This window comes from Pseudomonas sp. PS02302, assembly GCF_029959585.1.
In the GTDB taxonomy this organism is placed as follows: domain Bacteria; phylum Pseudomonadota; class Gammaproteobacteria; order Pseudomonadales; family Pseudomonadaceae; genus Chryseomonas; species Chryseomonas aestiva.
Genome location: NZ_JASCON010000026.1, coordinates 15117 through 28417, shown reverse-complemented (window position 1 = coordinate 28417; position 13301 = coordinate 15117). Strand labels below are relative to the sequence as shown.

Sequence of the window (13301 nt, the reverse complement as noted above, 5' to 3'; positions counted from 1 at the left end):
ATGGCCCGAAATCATGCCTTGGATACGCTGTTGCGCCCTGCCGTTGAGCTCTACACGGTGCAGGTGTGCCTGGCCATGGCCTTCTTGTGCGTGTTCGCGCCCTGGGCCGTCGCGCTGACCCCGCTGTTCGGCCTAGTCACGGCCGTCGCCTTTCTTGGCTTCGGGATCTACCGCTTGCGCCAGGCGCTGCGCGTACTGCGCTACCGGCGCAACATCCGCCGCCTGTCGTTCTACAGCATGACCAGCAAGGAGATCCCGGTCAGCAATGAACGGCTGTTCGTGGGCAAGGGCTTTCGCTGGGAACAGAAACATACCCAGCGCCTGGTCGACACCTACCTGCCGCAGTACGCGCCCTATGTCGAGCCGTCGGAGTGGACCAACAAGGCGCGGCGCCTCGAGGCGCGCCTTGAGTTCGCCCCCTTCCCGCTCACCCTGCTGGCCAAGGCGACCGCCTGGGACAGGCCGTGGAATCCCGTCCGCCCTTTGCCCCCGGTGGGTGGCCTGCCGCGGCTGCACGGCATCGAGCCGGACGAGCACGATGTCAGCCTGCCGCTGGGCGAGCGGGTGGGTCACTCCATCGTCCTGGGCACCACCCGGGTGGGCAAGACGCGCCTGGCCGAGCTATTCATCACCCAGGACATCCGCCGCAAGCGGCGCGGCCAGCACGAGGTGGTGATCGTCTTCGACCCCAAGGGCGATGCCGACCTTCTCAAGCGCATGTACGTCGAGTGCGAACGCGCCGGCCGGGCCAACGAGTTCTACGTCTTCCACCTGGGCTGGCCAGACCAGTCCGCTCGCTACAACGCCGTGGGTCGGTTCGGCCGCATCTCGGAGGTGGCCACCCGCATCGCCGGCCAACTGTCCAGCGAAGGCAACTCAGCGGCGTTCAAGGAGTTCGCCTGGCGGTTCGTCAACATCATCGCCCGGGCCCTGGTCGCCCTTGGCCGGCGGCCGGACTACCTGCAGATCCAGCAGCACGTGATCAATATCGAAGGGCTGTTCCTGGAATACGCCCAGAAATACTTCGATGAGCACGATCCCAAGGCTTGGGAGAAGATCATCTTCATCGAGGGCAAGCTCAACGATAAGAACGTCCCCTTCAACATGAAGGGCCGACCATTACGGGTCATCGCTATCGACCAGTACCTGAACCAGACGCGAGTGCTGGATCCGGTCATGGATGGCCTGCGCAGCGCCGTGCGCTACGACAAGACCTACTTCGACAAGATTGTCGCCTCGCTGCTGCCGCTGCTGGAAAAGCTGACCACCGGCCGCATGGCCGAGCTGATCGCTCCGGACTACCACGACGTCAACGACCCCCGGCCGATCTTCGACTGGATGCAGGTGGTGCGCAAACGCGCCGTGGTCTACGTCGGCCTGGATGCCCTCTCTGACACCGAAGTCGCCGCGGCGGTCGGCAACTCCATGTTCTCCGACCTGGTCTCGGTCGCCGGCCACATCTACAAGTACGGCATCGATGATGGGTTGCCCGGGGAGGCCAGCAGCAAGGTGGCCATCAACCTGCACGCCGACGAATTCAACGAGCTGATCGGCGATGAGTTCATCCCCATGATCAACAAGGGTGGCGGCGCCGGCCTGCAGGTCACGGCCTACACCCAGACCCTGTCCGACATCGAGGCCAAGATCGGCAACCGTGCCAAGGCCGGGCAGATCATCGGCAACTTCAACAACCTCTTCATGCTTCGGGTGCGTGAGACGGCAACCGCCGAGCTACTGACCAACCAGTTGCCCAAGGTCCAGGTCTTCACCGCCACGCCGGCGAGTAGCGCCAGCGACGCCGTCAATGGCAAGACCGCCTTCACCTCTAACACCCATGACCAGCTCAGCGCCACCAGCGTACCCATGCTGGAGCCCGCTCATGTGGTAGGCCTGCCCAAAGGTCAGTGCTACGCACTGATCGAGGGCGGCAACCTGTGGAAGGTGCGGATGCCGTTGCCGGCGGTGGATCCGGACGAGGCGATGCCCAAGGACCTGCAGGAGCTAGCGGAGAAGATGCGCAAGGCCTACCAGGTGGGCCAGGCCACCGGCAGCGAGTGGTGGGAAGCTCCAGACCAGCGCCGGGTCGCAGACGACCTGCCCTTGGACCTGCAGGATGACTTCCGGCAGATGGCCCAAGGCGGATCCGAGGAAGGAGACGCTGCATGACCGCCGGTCCTGATCACGCCCGCCTCGTCAACCTGGGCGCCACCTGGCTGCGCCGGCAGGGCTTTCCCCTCGTTGCCACCGAGCTGCGCTGCTTCGGCTCGCGCGAACAGCCCGATGTGCTGGGCTTTCGCAGCAACTGCTCAACGCTGATCGAGGTGAAGACCTGCCGCGCCGACTTGCTGGCCGACCGGAACAAGCCTGAGCGCACGGCCGGCGGCCTAGGGCTCTATCGCTTCTACCTCTGTCCCGAAGGGCTGTTGCAGGCCGTTGACCTACCGCCGGGTTGGGGCTTACTGGTAGCCACCGGCCGCCAGGTAGCCGAGGTCGTGCGGCCCCGCGGCAACCTCTGGCCGCCGGCAGGGCGAGCCGGTGGCACTGAGTGGGAAGCCTTCCAGCATCAGCCGGATCTCGCCGCCGAGCGCCAGGCGCTCTTCTCCATCGCCCGGCGCGCCAGCGCCGCTCCTCGAGGACGCCGATAATGGCCGACGTCGCCCAGCGCGCTCAGCAACAGCAGGTCAAGGAGCAGACCTTTATCGGGTCGGTGCTCAGCTTCCCCTTTCACTTCATCGGCGTGATGTTCCTGTCCCTGGGCGGTGCCATCCTGGTTGATTGGCTTTGCCTCTACTTCTTCTGGCCGGAGGCTGGCTGGCACCACGCGAAAGGCATGCTTGATCACGAGCTGGGCTGGCTGTCCCAGGGATTTCTCTCCAGCGTCGTGGTTCAGGAGCCCGGGCAGACTGCGACCTGGCTGGTAGGGCTGCTCTACGACTGGCTCTTTGTGAAAACAGGACTGGTTCAGTGGCTGACCGGGATGCAGCAACTGGCGGCAGCCGGCCCGCGGAGCGAGCTCGATGTGCGCTACTTGGCCGCGCAGAGTGTCACGACGGTGCAGACCTATGGCCTCTCGGCTCTCTTCACCGTGTTGGTGTTCTGCGTGCGCCTGGTGATCCTGATCCTGGCGGTACCGCTCTTCGTGATGGCCGCCCTGGTCGGCTTCATCGACGGGCTGGTGCGGCGGGACATCCGCAAATTCAGCGCGGGCCGCGAGTCGAGCTACTTCTACCACAAGGCCCGCAGCACCATGCTTCCGCTGGCCCTGCTGCCCTGGTCGCTGTACCTCGCCTTGCCGATCAGCGTGAGCCCACTCCTGGTGCTGCTGCCGTGTGCAGCGCTGCTGGCCCTGTCGGTGAACCTTACGACCGCGTCCTTCAAGAAATACCTGTAGCCGCCGGCGTGCTCCGTGGCCGCGACCTGGCCACAAGGAGCGCCCTCACGCCAATCAAAATGCAGGGGTGGTATTGAATCCCTGTCTCAGCCGATCTGGAGTTACCCCATGCAGTGGACCCCCGAGCAAGCCCCCGCTATCGCGTCGAATGCACGCAAGCTGCTGATCCAGGCCTTTGCTGGTACCGGCAAGACCACCACCCTGGTGGGTTACGCCAGCGCCCATGCGGACGTCAAGATGCTCTACCTCTGCTACAACAAGTCGGTCGAGATGGCGGCCAAGAATCGCTTCCCGCGCAACGTCACCTGCAAGACCGCCCACGGCCTCGCCTATGCCGTCTATGGTATCCAGTACCAGCACAAGCAGGCCGGAAACCTGCGCATCACTGAGGTCGCCCGGGTCCTGGATACCCAAGATTGGGAGCTGGCCCGGGACGTGGTCAACACGCTCAACACCTTCATGGCCAGTGCCGACATGGCCCTGGACGGTCGCCATTTCGCCCGCTACGACGGCCGCGGCCTGACGCCGCTGCAGGAGCGGCGCATCACCCAGGTGGTGGGGATGGCCATCAGCGTCTGGAAGCGCATGATCGACCTGCAGGACGCCGGCGTGCAGATCACCCACGACGGCTATCTCAAGCTGTACCAGATGAGCCGCCCAGACCTGTCCAACCGCTTCGGCACCCTCCTCCTCGATGAGGGCCAGGACGTGAACCCAGTGATCGCCGACCTGGTGCAGCGGCAGCGCACCATCCAGGTCATGGTCGGCGATCGTCACCAGCAGCTCTACCGCTTCCGCGGAGCCCAGGACGCCCTGAGTGCGGCCTGGATGGCCGATGCCGAGATGCACTACCTGACCAAGTCATTTCGCTTCGGCCCGGCCGTGGCCCACGTGGCCAACGTCATCCTGTCGTTCAAGGGCGAGACGGTTAAGCTGCAGGGGCTTGGCCAGCGCACGCTGGTGAAGCGCTCGCTGCCCGAGGACCTCGCCCACCGAACCTGGCTGCATCGCACCGTAAGCGGCGTGATCGAGAACGCCCTGCGCCTGGAGAAACAGGGTGGCCAGCGCATGTTCTGGATTGGCGGGATCGACAGCTACTCGCTGCGCGAGCTCGAGGACCTGTTCCAGTTCAGCCGAGGTCGCAATGACCTGGTGCAGCAGAAGAAGCTCTTGCGCGACTACCGTGACTTCGAGCAGTACCAGGAGATTGCCAAAGCCACCCAGGATCCAGAGATGCAGCGCTCGGTGCGAATCATTGAGGCCTACTTCGACCTGCCCAAGCGCATCGAGCAGCTACGACGCTGTGCGGTGGCCAGCGAGCTGGTCGCCACCGTGACCCTGACTACCGCGCACAAGGCCAAGGGGCTGGAGTGGGACTTCGTAGGTCTCTACGACGATTTCAGCGCGGATCCATTGGCACCGGAGATTGACCGGGCCAGTCGTGACGATGAGCTTAACTTGCTATACGTCTCGGTGACCCGGGCCATGCGGATCCTGGCAGTGAACTCGTTGGTGGTTGACATCATGCAGCGGTACAAAGACTTAAACGGCAGCGCGTTTCACGCTTAGGGCACTATGCTTTCATTGTTGCGACAAGATCGAAACGCCCGACTTGCAGTTAGCCAAAATCATCCTCAAGCCTCCAAAAACTCGGCCGATATAGATTTTTTACTATCACATCTGGAGATGAAATGAAGGGAATCCTTGCTTTACAAGCTGCTACCTTGACCGCCGCACTAATACTAACGGGCTGCAAGCAAGACATAGACTACAGGCAAGTCGAAAACATAAACGGACTTATCTACAAGATTAAAACAAATGAGCCCTTCAACGGAGCCATTACCAATCAGCCAACGACGACCTTTGCGGCCCTACCTGGATCATGCGTCGTACCCATATCTAATGGACTGCTGGACGGAAATATCACCTGTAAAGATTCAGAAAATCGAAAAATCCTTGATTTTTCGATGAAGGAAGGTAAGAAAGATGGGACCGAAACTTACTACCTAGTCGAAACCGGAATCTCCTACAAGGAAATAAACTGGAAGAACGGTATGAGGGACGGCTCAGTGTCGCTACGTGACACGGACAACGGCCGCCTAGTCGTCCAGCAGCACTACGTGCAAGATAGGCTTGCTGGTGAAGAAAAGGTTTGGGATAAAAAAGGAGATTTGGTAGCAGATCTGATCTGGCGGAATGGCGAAAAATTCTCGGGCTACGATAAGCGGAATGCTCGCGAAGAGAACTATGAAGATGGCCAACTGAACGGACGACAGGTCAGATATGGCTGGAATAATAATAAGAATGCGTACTATATCTCCTCAGAAGAATTCTATAACCACGGCGTCAAGGTCGGCCGCTGGAGTCAGCACGACGAAAAAGGTAGAGAAACAAAAGTATCCAACTTCGAAAATGGCGTTCTTACTTCTGAAAATGAGACGCGCTGGGAAAATGACCGAATATCGTACCGTGCGAAAACCGTTCAAACAAATCCCAATGCCACAGCAGAAAATTACCACAAGACACTTAAAAGAGAAGAGCAAGTCTCAGCCTTTTCTAATCAAAATAGAACATTAGCTTTTAGCGAACTCATGAGTGACGTCCTTGACTTCGATCAAAGCTGCGTAGACAAGAAGGTCAAATCCGTACAAGATTCGGACGGCGAAGATGCCCTTGTGACATCCGACATGCTATCCGAGTTTGAAAACGAATGTCGGAAAAAAGGTTAGCACTGCAATCTATTTAATGGATCGCCTGAGAAGCATCTTGCGTTTAATATAGCCAAAAGCATTAGGCGCTCGTGCTGGAAGCTTTCTGACTTTTTGATATTCGATCTCCTACCGCGCCCGCTATACGGCGGCGCGGTTTCTGCTTGTGCTTCAAGTATTCAGATCTGCACTGCTCGAACAGGTCGGCTGCCGCCTTGAGCAACTGCTTGCCTTGCGGTGCGCTAACACAGCCGAGATCGAGCAAGGCAAGAATGTAGCCCTCAAGCTGACCATAGAACCGAGCCAGATGTCCTAGCCCCATAATGGCCATGGCACGAGTCAAGTCTAGCCACCGTTGTTTGGCTTCCTCGGGGAGAAACGCAATGTCGGTCATACGACCTCCCTTAATTTTTCTGATGACAGCATAGTTCAGCGTTTCGTTCGACCCACTGACCGTAACCTCATAAGACGTAGATACGGTTTCAGCTGTTGATAGCAGGTAGAAGGCCGCAACGATGGAGGTTCCATCGAACTGGAGCCTTCCATGTCCCCTGTCCGCTTCGAGTACCACACTGAATTCGCCCCCCTCACCTACCGCGTCCAAGAGCGCGGCTGGCTGCTGTTCAAGCACGAAGAGCAGACCGGCATACCTGACATCGCGGCTTTCCTGGCCGATCCAGAGCGGCAGGCCCGACTGCAGGCCCTCGGCGCCGACGGCTGGGAGTTGGTCAGCGTGCAGCCGGTGCTGGAAGGCCGGGCCCAGATCGGTCAGCAGACTGCCCAAGGCAACCAAGGCTGGGGCGTTGGCTACGCGGTGGCTACGGGCTTTCTGCTGTTTTTCAAGCGGCTTATCGCCCCGACGCAGAGTCAGTAACCAAGCGGGTTTGCAACCTATTTGGGTGCAGTAATGGTTTCCCGCTGACCTCGTCTACAGCCCTCGGCATCCTGTGCAGCATCAACCCGCTAGCCCAGGGCTCCGCTGTGAAACTGTCCTCCTACCCTCGCACGCCAACCCGCCGCTCTACCCTTGCTAGCAGTCTGGCTATCGCGCTCGGGATCCTGACGAGCCAGGCCCAGGCCGCAGGCACCGCCTCAGAGCAAGCCAACGTCGACGTGATGATCCGCCAGCTCAACGCTGTCGAGGCCGTCGCCCGTCGCAGCGCCGAGTTGCCCAGCGATGGCAGCACCCGCTACCGCCTGGACTACAACCGCCTAGCCGCTGACATTGCGCGAATCCGTCAGGGCCTGCAGGACTATCTGGCACCGAGCCGCGCGCAGCCACGCGATGCAGCCGAACTCTCCGGTCAGTACCAGCGCGAAGGCGCCCAGCCATGAGCATGACCGCTGCGCAAACCGCTGCCTTTCAGGCGGCGAGTGGCATATCCGCGCAGCGGCTTCCTGCATCAGCCCGACGACTACAAGGCCGCGGCGGTCATGGCCCAGCGCGCCGGGGATGTGGTCACGCGCTCTGGCCAGATCCACGTCTACCAGTCGCTGCTGGCCCAGCCAGAAGACGGCTACTGGCCCGCTGGCGAGCTGCTCGAGGGCGATGCCACCACCGGCAAGTGGCAGGAGCTCACGCCCACGCTGAGCCAGAGCTGCGCTGCCTTTCCCAACCCGGGCCCACACGTCCAAGACGCCGTGGGCGCCTATGCCTGGGCGCTGTGGCGCCCCTACAGCTGCTGCAAGCGTGAAGGCCAGTTCTTCCTGGGCAGCACCGACTTTCAATGATCAGGGAGCCGTCGATCATGAATACCTCTCGCCTCACCCTGCTGGCCAGCACCTGCCTGGCCGGGCTTCTTCTCGGCAGCGCTGTCCAGGCGGTCGAGCCCTACCGTGTGCAGTCGCAGGGCAGCGTCATCGGTGACGACGTGCTCTACAGCATCGGCGGCGGCAATGCCGTGTCGATGGGCAGCGTCGGCAATATGGACAGCATCCAGATTGGCGGTGGCTGGAACACCAACCTGATCTGCGGAAACATGAGCCTCACCAACACCCTGCAGAACCAACTCAACGGGGCCACTCAGGGCTTCCAGACCATCATGAGCTCGGTGCTGCAGAACGCCACCGGCGCCGTTGCATCCCTGCCCGGCTTGATCCTGCAGCGCGCCAACCCGGGCCTGTACAACCTCATCACCAACGGCATTGGCCAGGCGCGCCTGGACTTTGATCGCTCGAAAGGCACCTGCCGCGCGATCGCCGACAAGATGCTCGATGTCGCCGGCGGCCAGGTCGGCTGGAACAAGCTTGCCGAGGGTGAGGCGATGAAGTCGGCCGCCGCCGGCACTACTGACGCAGTCGCCGCGATCAATCAGGTCGAGCAGAAGAGCGGGAATGAGGGGGTGACCTGGGTCGGCGGAAGCAAGGCTGGGGGCAGTGGCCAGCAGCCCATCAAGGTGGTCAGCGACGTTACCAAGGCCGGTTACAACCTGCTCAGCGGCCGCGCGCCCACCGCCACCGGCTCGATCCCGGCCAGCAGCTGCAACGGCGGCCTCGTTTGCAGCACCTGGTCGTCACCGCAGGAGGCTGCGACCTTCGCCACCCGGGTACTGGGCGAGCAACAGCAGCAGACCTGCGACAACTGCCAGAAGACCGTGACCCAAGCCGGGGTGGGGCTCACCCCGCTGATTCAGGAGACCTACGACACCAAGCTCAAGGCGGTGAATGCGCTGATCGCCGGCACCCAGCCGATGACGGCTGAGAACCTGGCCGCTGCCGGCAGCAACTCTATCCCGATCACCCGCGGCATCATCGAATCGCTGCGTACCGAGCAGGACCAGGACGTGCTGGCCAAGCGGCTCGTGTCCGAAGTGTCCCTGGCCGATGTCATCGAGAAGGCGCTGTCGCTGGTCCGGACCTTGGCTGCTGGCCGCCAGGAACCCAACGTCGCCGCCAACCAGGTCGCCCAGACGCAGGTCGACCAGAACGCCACCAACCTGCAGGCCGAGATCCAGAACCTCAAAACCGAGCTGGACATGCGCCGGGAGCTGGCCGGCAACTCGCCGACCACCATCCTGCAGCGCGCCTCGATCCGCAAGGACGCCTCCAAGGGCATCTTCCAGGGAGATCCGCTGCCGAACCGGCTGGATCGCACCGAGAACCCGGCGAAGAAGGGCGAATGACCATGACAACTTCCTCCTGGTCTCGCCGCGCCCAAGCGGTACTCAGCTTCGGTCGGCGCGGTTTAGGCCTGACCTGGTCGCTGCTGTGGCCCTTCCTGCTGGCGGTAGCGATCGCCCTGGGCTTCGTGCTTGTGACGGCCTGGGGCTTCGGCGATCTGCAGAGCTATCGGCAGTGGCAGGCCGATCATCACATGCACTTTCTGGCATGGCGGATCTGCCTATACGCCGGCCTGGTGATTTTCTGGTGGCCCTGCCGGAAGCGGCTCACCGCACAGACCAATGATCGCGGACGCCTCTATCGCTGCGAAGTGATGGCCGTATTGGTCATCGGCCTCTTCGAACTGCGCAATGCCGGGATGCTGTAGGAGATCGCAATGCAGCTCTATACCAACGACTACCTTGAGTATTACCTGACCCTGGTGGGCTGGATCATCAATAGCGGTATCTGGGAGATGATCGGAGGGACCGGCCTATTCGCCGCACCCTTCGCCGCGATCGTTATCCAGGAATGGCTACGGGCCCGCGGCGAGGGCCAGGACGAAGGAAACAAGGGAATTCTCAGCTTGGCCAGGATCGAAAATCGGTTCTATACAGCCATCTTGGTCATCATGCTCGGGCTCATGCCATCCACAGCTGCAACCATCAGCTTCTCGACCATCCAGTACGACCAAACTCGCTCCAAGCAATGCCAGGTCGACGTGCCCAAGCCGGACGGAACGGGCTGGGCAACTTCCTTCAGCACCCTCAACGGCAAGAGCGCCCAGGTGCCGGTTTGGTGGATGGTGGTCCACGCCCTGTCGAAGGGCATGGCGGCGGGTGCGGTGGCCAGCATTCCCTGCGGTCAGGATCTGCAGCAGCTGCGCATGGAGGTTAACGCTGAGCGGATCGACAATCCCCTCCTCGCTCAGGAAGTCGCTGACTTCACCAACGACTGCTACGCCCGGGCTCGCGCCAAGCTGTTCATGACCCAGCCCACCCTCACTGACAAGCAATACTTGGACGTCAGCTGGATCGGCTCGAAGTACTTCCTCAACACCAGCGGCTACTACAGCGATGGCAGCTCGGGCTTCCGCTCCCATACCCCGCGTACGGCATGGCCCTACGATGCTACCCGGGACGCGGGTCTGGCACAGACTACTGGGGGCGGTGGCTATCCCACCTGCACTCAGTGGTGGTCGGACGGCTCCAAGGGCCTGAAGGCACGACTGTTGGCACAGGTTGAACCGGACACCCTGACCAAGCTGGCCAAGTGGGCAAGCTTCATGTCTCAGGACGAGGTGAATGACTCAGTGATTCGAGACCTGGTGTCCCCGAAGAAGCAGACGCTGACACAGGGTCAGGTCTACGGCGACTACGGTGGTCAGATCGGCAGCTCGTTGTACAACGACGCCGCCAGGGTCACAGCTGGCTTGGGACAGGCAGTGGGCTCGCTCGCGTACTTCCCGGCCATGGACAGCGTCCGGCAGGCTGCGCCGATGGTGATGGCCTTCCTGAAGATGGCGTTCATAATCTGCATCCCCATCGTGCTGGTACTGGGGACCTATGACCTCAAGGTGGCCATGACACTCACGTTTGCCCAGTTCGCACTGATCTTTGTGGACTTCTGGCTGCAACTGGCGAGGTGGGTAGACAGCACCATCATGGACGCGCTGTATGGCACTGGGATCTACAAGGTGAATAACACCGCACCCCACGCGAACTTCGATCCCATCATCGGCCTGAGCAACATGCAGGGAGACATGCTGCTGAACTACGTCATGGGAGCAATGTTTCTGATCCTGCCGGCGTTTTGGATGACTGCGATGACTTGGGCTGGCTTCAGGGTGGGAGGGCTAGCTGATGGTCTGACCAAAGGCACGCAGGACGCCAAGGCATCAAGTCAGAAGGGTGCGGATGTGGCTCAAAAAGTGGCTGCGAATGGTGCGAAGTGACGACTTCGTAGAACTGTAGATCTAGAAAAGATAGGCGGATCAAGAGATCCGTCTGCCACTCACCTCGCAATAGTAGCCGTAGCCTTCAGTACCGTCCCGGTAAACGTGAGAACTGAACAACTCAGTGGTGCCTGCTGGCAATTTGGAAAAAAACAATCCAAAGCCGACTACAAGCATGACCGGAAGTAGAAGGTACAGTGAGATGTAGGCCATGACCAAAATGGCGAGCGCCCTAACTGTCCAACGTAGGCCACCAGTCACAAAAGCTGGCAAGCCTGCTTTTCTAGCGACACGCCAGACAGATGCCTCTGCAATAAGAACAGCAGAAAGCAAACGCCCTATAGCATGACCGATTTGCGCAGGAATAGTGATGGAAGTGGCCATTACTTCTAGACCCCTCACAGAGATGTAGTGCCGGAATGACATCACTTATACGCCCCAGCTCACTAGCCTGCAACAGCTTTATCGTGCTAAAGCCCGTAGCAAATTGAGTTTTCTTTCACATCAATCAAGGGGTTAGGAGCGGAAACGGGCTGGAGCAAAGGAGGGAATGGAAGGGGGCTTTAAGGGTAAAAGCCCTACCAGAAAGGGCTCCGCCGTTGGTGAAATGACCCCCGAAAGTTGGACGCTGCCTTGAAGGCGTACCATGCCCAAGTACTCTCTAGCGTTCAAATTGAAGATCGTCGCTCAGTACCAAAAGGGCGATTGCAGCTACGGCCACCTCGCTAGGGCGCATGACGTCAGCGTGGTGCAGGTAAAGGCATGGATTGGCGCCTATGCCAATCACGGAAAAGCGGCTCTACAAACGCGTTATCGTTATCACAGTATCGATTTCAAGATCGAGGTGGTGCGACAGATCGTCGAAGGCCTATCAATCCGACGGGCTAGTGAGCGATTTAATCTCAATCGCTCCCAAATGCAGCGCTGGGTCAATGCGTGGCAGAGGTATGGTATCGAGGGGTTGGCCAGCAAACGCAGAGGTGACTCCTTGCCCCTTCTTCCCGTTCCAGATCCATCCGCTTTCAAGCCCCACATCGCAAACCCAGTCCGAGAGCTGGAAAAGCAGGTTGCCTATCTGCAGGTCAAAAACGCCTTTCTGCGCAAAGCCATGAGCTTGGGTCTCAAGGACAGTGACCTGGACAATCAGCAGAAAGCACTTATCGTGCAGGAGTTGCGGTCACGATATCCACTTGATGCGCTTCTTCAGGGAGCATGTCTTCCTCGAAGCAGCTTCTACTACCACCTCAAGGTCACTCGGCAACCAGACAAACAAGGTGCCCGCAAAGAGAGCATCCGGACGATGTTCACGCATCATCGGGGTCGCTATGGCTATCGCCGCATCACGCAGGCGCTACGCAATCAGGGGCAGCACATCAATCACAAGGCCGTACAGCGGCTGATGGGCGAAATGTCGTTAAAGTGCACGCTGCGACGCCGTCGCTATCGTCCATTCACAGGGCCGGAGTCCTGCGTGGCGCCTAACCTGTTGGACCGCCGCTTTACCGCACCGCAGCCCAATCAGCGGTGGGCGACTGATATAACCGAGTTTCGTGTCAATCAAAACCGGCTATACCTGTCACCGATTCTTGACCTCTTCAATAAGGAAATTGTGGCTTTCGAGATAAGTGAGCGCCCATCGTTCGAGATGGTCTTACGTATGTTGAAAGACGGATTGAAGACCCTTCGGCCTCATGAGAAACCGCTCATCCATTCCGATCAAGGCTGGCACTATCAATACCCTGCCTACCAACAGCTGATCCGTCAGCATGGACTGACTCAGAGTATGTCAAGGCGAGCCAATTGCCTCGACAATGCGGCAATGGAAAGCTTTTTTGCAGTACTAAAATCTGAGCTTTTCCACTGCAACAGGTTCTCAAGCGTAGAGGAGCTGGCAGTAGCAATTCGGGCCTATATCGACTATTACAATAAGGAGCGAATCAAATTGGCACTGGGTGGGCGTAGTCCAGCTGAATATCGTCTGGCAAAAGCGAAAGCTGTGAATACCTGTGACGAATAGGACGTTTGCCTCATAGTTACCGCAGAGTCGATCGGTTTCTAAACCCTCGGCGTTTGAGGAGTGCAGGCATGCTCCGGGTCTCAATAAGCAGTGGCAGGCATGTCGGCTTCAAGAACGAGCCATCTTCAAAGT

Annotated in this window: 13 protein-coding genes and 1 pseudogene; 12 read left to right on the top strand and 2 right to left on the bottom strand. The window is 59.9% G+C overall.

Features of this window, described 5'->3' with window-relative positions; genetic code table 11:
• From traD to QMX82_RS11040, 5 genes are all read left to right on the top strand, one after another.
• Positions 1 to 2166 carry a type IV conjugative transfer system coupling protein TraD gene (gene traD, locus QMX82_RS11060; RefSeq protein WP_058786684.1) on the top strand — a complete coding sequence of 722 codons (2166 nt, stop codon included), beginning with the start codon at positions 1 to 3 and terminating at the stop codon, positions 2164 to 2166.
• On the top strand, positions 2163 to 2645 hold the full coding sequence (locus QMX82_RS11055) for a hypothetical protein (RefSeq protein ID WP_058786685.1): 483 nt from the start codon (positions 2163 to 2165) through the stop codon (positions 2643 to 2645). Before traD ends, QMX82_RS11055 begins: the two co-directional genes overlap by 4 nt.
• Entirely contained in the window at positions 2645 to 3391 is a 747-nt protein-coding gene (locus tag QMX82_RS11050) for a TIGR03747 family integrating conjugative element membrane protein (RefSeq protein ID WP_058786686.1), read from the top strand. Before QMX82_RS11055 ends, QMX82_RS11050 begins: the two co-directional genes overlap by 1 nt.
• A gap of 108 nt (positions 3392 to 3499) precedes the next feature.
• A complete protein-coding gene (locus QMX82_RS11045) occupies positions 3500 to 4960 on the top strand; it encodes a UvrD-helicase domain-containing protein (protein ID WP_058786687.1) in 1461 nt (486 codons plus the stop codon).
• A gap of 122 nt (positions 4961 to 5082) precedes the next feature.
• On the top strand, positions 5083 to 6120 hold the full coding sequence (locus QMX82_RS11040) for a toxin-antitoxin system YwqK family antitoxin (RefSeq protein WP_153007516.1): 1038 nt from the start codon (positions 5083 to 5085) through the stop codon (positions 6118 to 6120).
• 61 nt (positions 6121 to 6181) lie between these two features.
• On the opposite strand, the gene QMX82_RS11035 is transcribed toward QMX82_RS11040, so the two are convergent.
• Positions 6182 to 6493, bottom strand: coding sequence for a hypothetical protein (locus tag QMX82_RS11035; protein ID WP_058786688.1), 312 nt, complete (start codon positions 6491 to 6493; stop codon positions 6182 to 6184).
• A 150-nt stretch (positions 6494 to 6643) separates the two neighbouring features.
• Between QMX82_RS11035 and QMX82_RS11030 the strand changes: the two genes are divergently transcribed.
• The 6 genes and pseudogenes from QMX82_RS11030 to QMX82_RS11005 all read left to right on the top strand — a co-directional run bounded on the left by QMX82_RS11030 (position 6644) and on the right by QMX82_RS11005 (position 11152).
• Entirely contained in the window at positions 6644 to 6973 is a 330-nt protein-coding gene (locus QMX82_RS11030) for a hypothetical protein (protein WP_058786689.1), read from the top strand.
• Between the two features lie 164 nt (positions 6974 to 7137).
• Positions 7138 to 7434: an integrative conjugative element protein, RAQPRD family gene (locus QMX82_RS11025; protein WP_241493299.1), complete on the top strand. Its 297-nt coding sequence runs from the start codon at positions 7138 to 7140 to the stop codon at positions 7432 to 7434.
• Positions 7435 to 7479: 45 nt separating this feature from the next.
• A pseudogene (locus QMX82_RS11020) lies at positions 7480 to 7830 on the top strand (TraU family protein); the annotation flags it as partial.
• A 17-nt stretch (positions 7831 to 7847) separates the two neighbouring features.
• Positions 7848 to 9221 carry an integrating conjugative element protein gene (locus QMX82_RS11015; protein ID WP_153007518.1) on the top strand — a complete coding sequence of 458 codons (1374 nt, stop codon included), beginning with the start codon at positions 7848 to 7850 and terminating at the stop codon, positions 9219 to 9221.
• A gap of 2 nt (positions 9222 to 9223) precedes the next feature.
• Positions 9224 to 9586 (top strand): hypothetical protein, encoded by a 363-nt coding sequence (locus QMX82_RS11010; protein WP_153007519.1) that lies wholly within the window; start codon positions 9224 to 9226, stop codon positions 9584 to 9586.
• Between the two features lie 9 nt (positions 9587 to 9595).
• Positions 9596 to 11152 (top strand): conjugal transfer protein TraG N-terminal domain-containing protein, encoded by a 1557-nt coding sequence (locus tag QMX82_RS11005; protein ID WP_058786701.1) that lies wholly within the window; start codon positions 9596 to 9598, stop codon positions 11150 to 11152.
• A 39-nt stretch (positions 11153 to 11191) separates the two neighbouring features.
• Here the strand turns inward: QMX82_RS11005 and QMX82_RS11000 are convergent, their stop codons facing one another.
• Positions 11192 to 11536 carry a DUF3742 family protein gene (locus QMX82_RS11000; RefSeq protein WP_196411634.1) on the bottom strand — a complete coding sequence of 115 codons (345 nt, stop codon included), beginning with the start codon at positions 11534 to 11536 and terminating at the stop codon, positions 11192 to 11194.
• A gap of 262 nt (positions 11537 to 11798) precedes the next feature.
• On the opposite strand from QMX82_RS11000, the gene QMX82_RS10995 reads away from it, so the two are divergent.
• Positions 11799 to 13169 (top strand): IS3 family transposase, encoded by a 1371-nt coding sequence (locus QMX82_RS10995; protein ID WP_081321763.1) that lies wholly within the window; start codon positions 11799 to 11801, stop codon positions 13167 to 13169.
• Positions 13170 to 13301 lie beyond the last annotated feature (132 nt).

What these genes read in the sequence shown, in the direction of transcription:
- traD (WP_058786684.1), top strand. Translation starts at nt 1, where the DNA reads ATGGCCCGAAATCATGCCTTGGATACGCTGTTGCGCCCTGCCGTTGAG.
- QMX82_RS11030 (WP_058786689.1), top strand. Translation starts at nt 6,644, where the DNA reads ATGTCCCCTGTCCGCTTCGAGTACCACACTGAATTCGCCCCCCTCACC.
- QMX82_RS11015 (WP_153007518.1), top strand. Translation starts at nt 7,848, where the DNA reads ATGAATACCTCTCGCCTCACCCTGCTGGCCAGCACCTGCCTGGCCGGG.
- QMX82_RS11055 (WP_058786685.1), top strand. Translation starts at nt 2,163, where the DNA reads ATGACCGCCGGTCCTGATCACGCCCGCCTCGTCAACCTGGGCGCCACC.
- QMX82_RS11010 (WP_153007519.1), top strand. Translation starts at nt 9,224, where the DNA reads ATGACAACTTCCTCCTGGTCTCGCCGCGCCCAAGCGGTACTCAGCTTC.
- QMX82_RS10995 (WP_081321763.1), top strand. Translation starts at nt 11,799, where the DNA reads ATGCCCAAGTACTCTCTAGCGTTCAAATTGAAGATCGTCGCTCAGTAC.
- QMX82_RS11005 (WP_058786701.1), top strand. Translation starts at nt 9,596, where the DNA reads ATGCAGCTCTATACCAACGACTACCTTGAGTATTACCTGACCCTGGTG.
- QMX82_RS11050 (WP_058786686.1), top strand. Translation starts at nt 2,645, where the DNA reads ATGGCCGACGTCGCCCAGCGCGCTCAGCAACAGCAGGTCAAGGAGCAG.
- QMX82_RS11000 (WP_196411634.1), bottom strand. Translation starts at nt 11,536, where the DNA reads ATGGCCACTTCCATCACTATTCCTGCGCAAATCGGTCATGCTATAGGG.
- QMX82_RS11040 (WP_153007516.1), top strand. Translation starts at nt 5,083, where the DNA reads ATGAAGGGAATCCTTGCTTTACAAGCTGCTACCTTGACCGCCGCACTA.
- QMX82_RS11035 (WP_058786688.1), bottom strand. Translation starts at nt 6,493, where the DNA reads ATGACCGACATTGCGTTTCTCCCCGAGGAAGCCAAACAACGGTGGCTA.
- QMX82_RS11045 (WP_058786687.1), top strand. Translation starts at nt 3,500, where the DNA reads ATGCAGTGGACCCCCGAGCAAGCCCCCGCTATCGCGTCGAATGCACGC.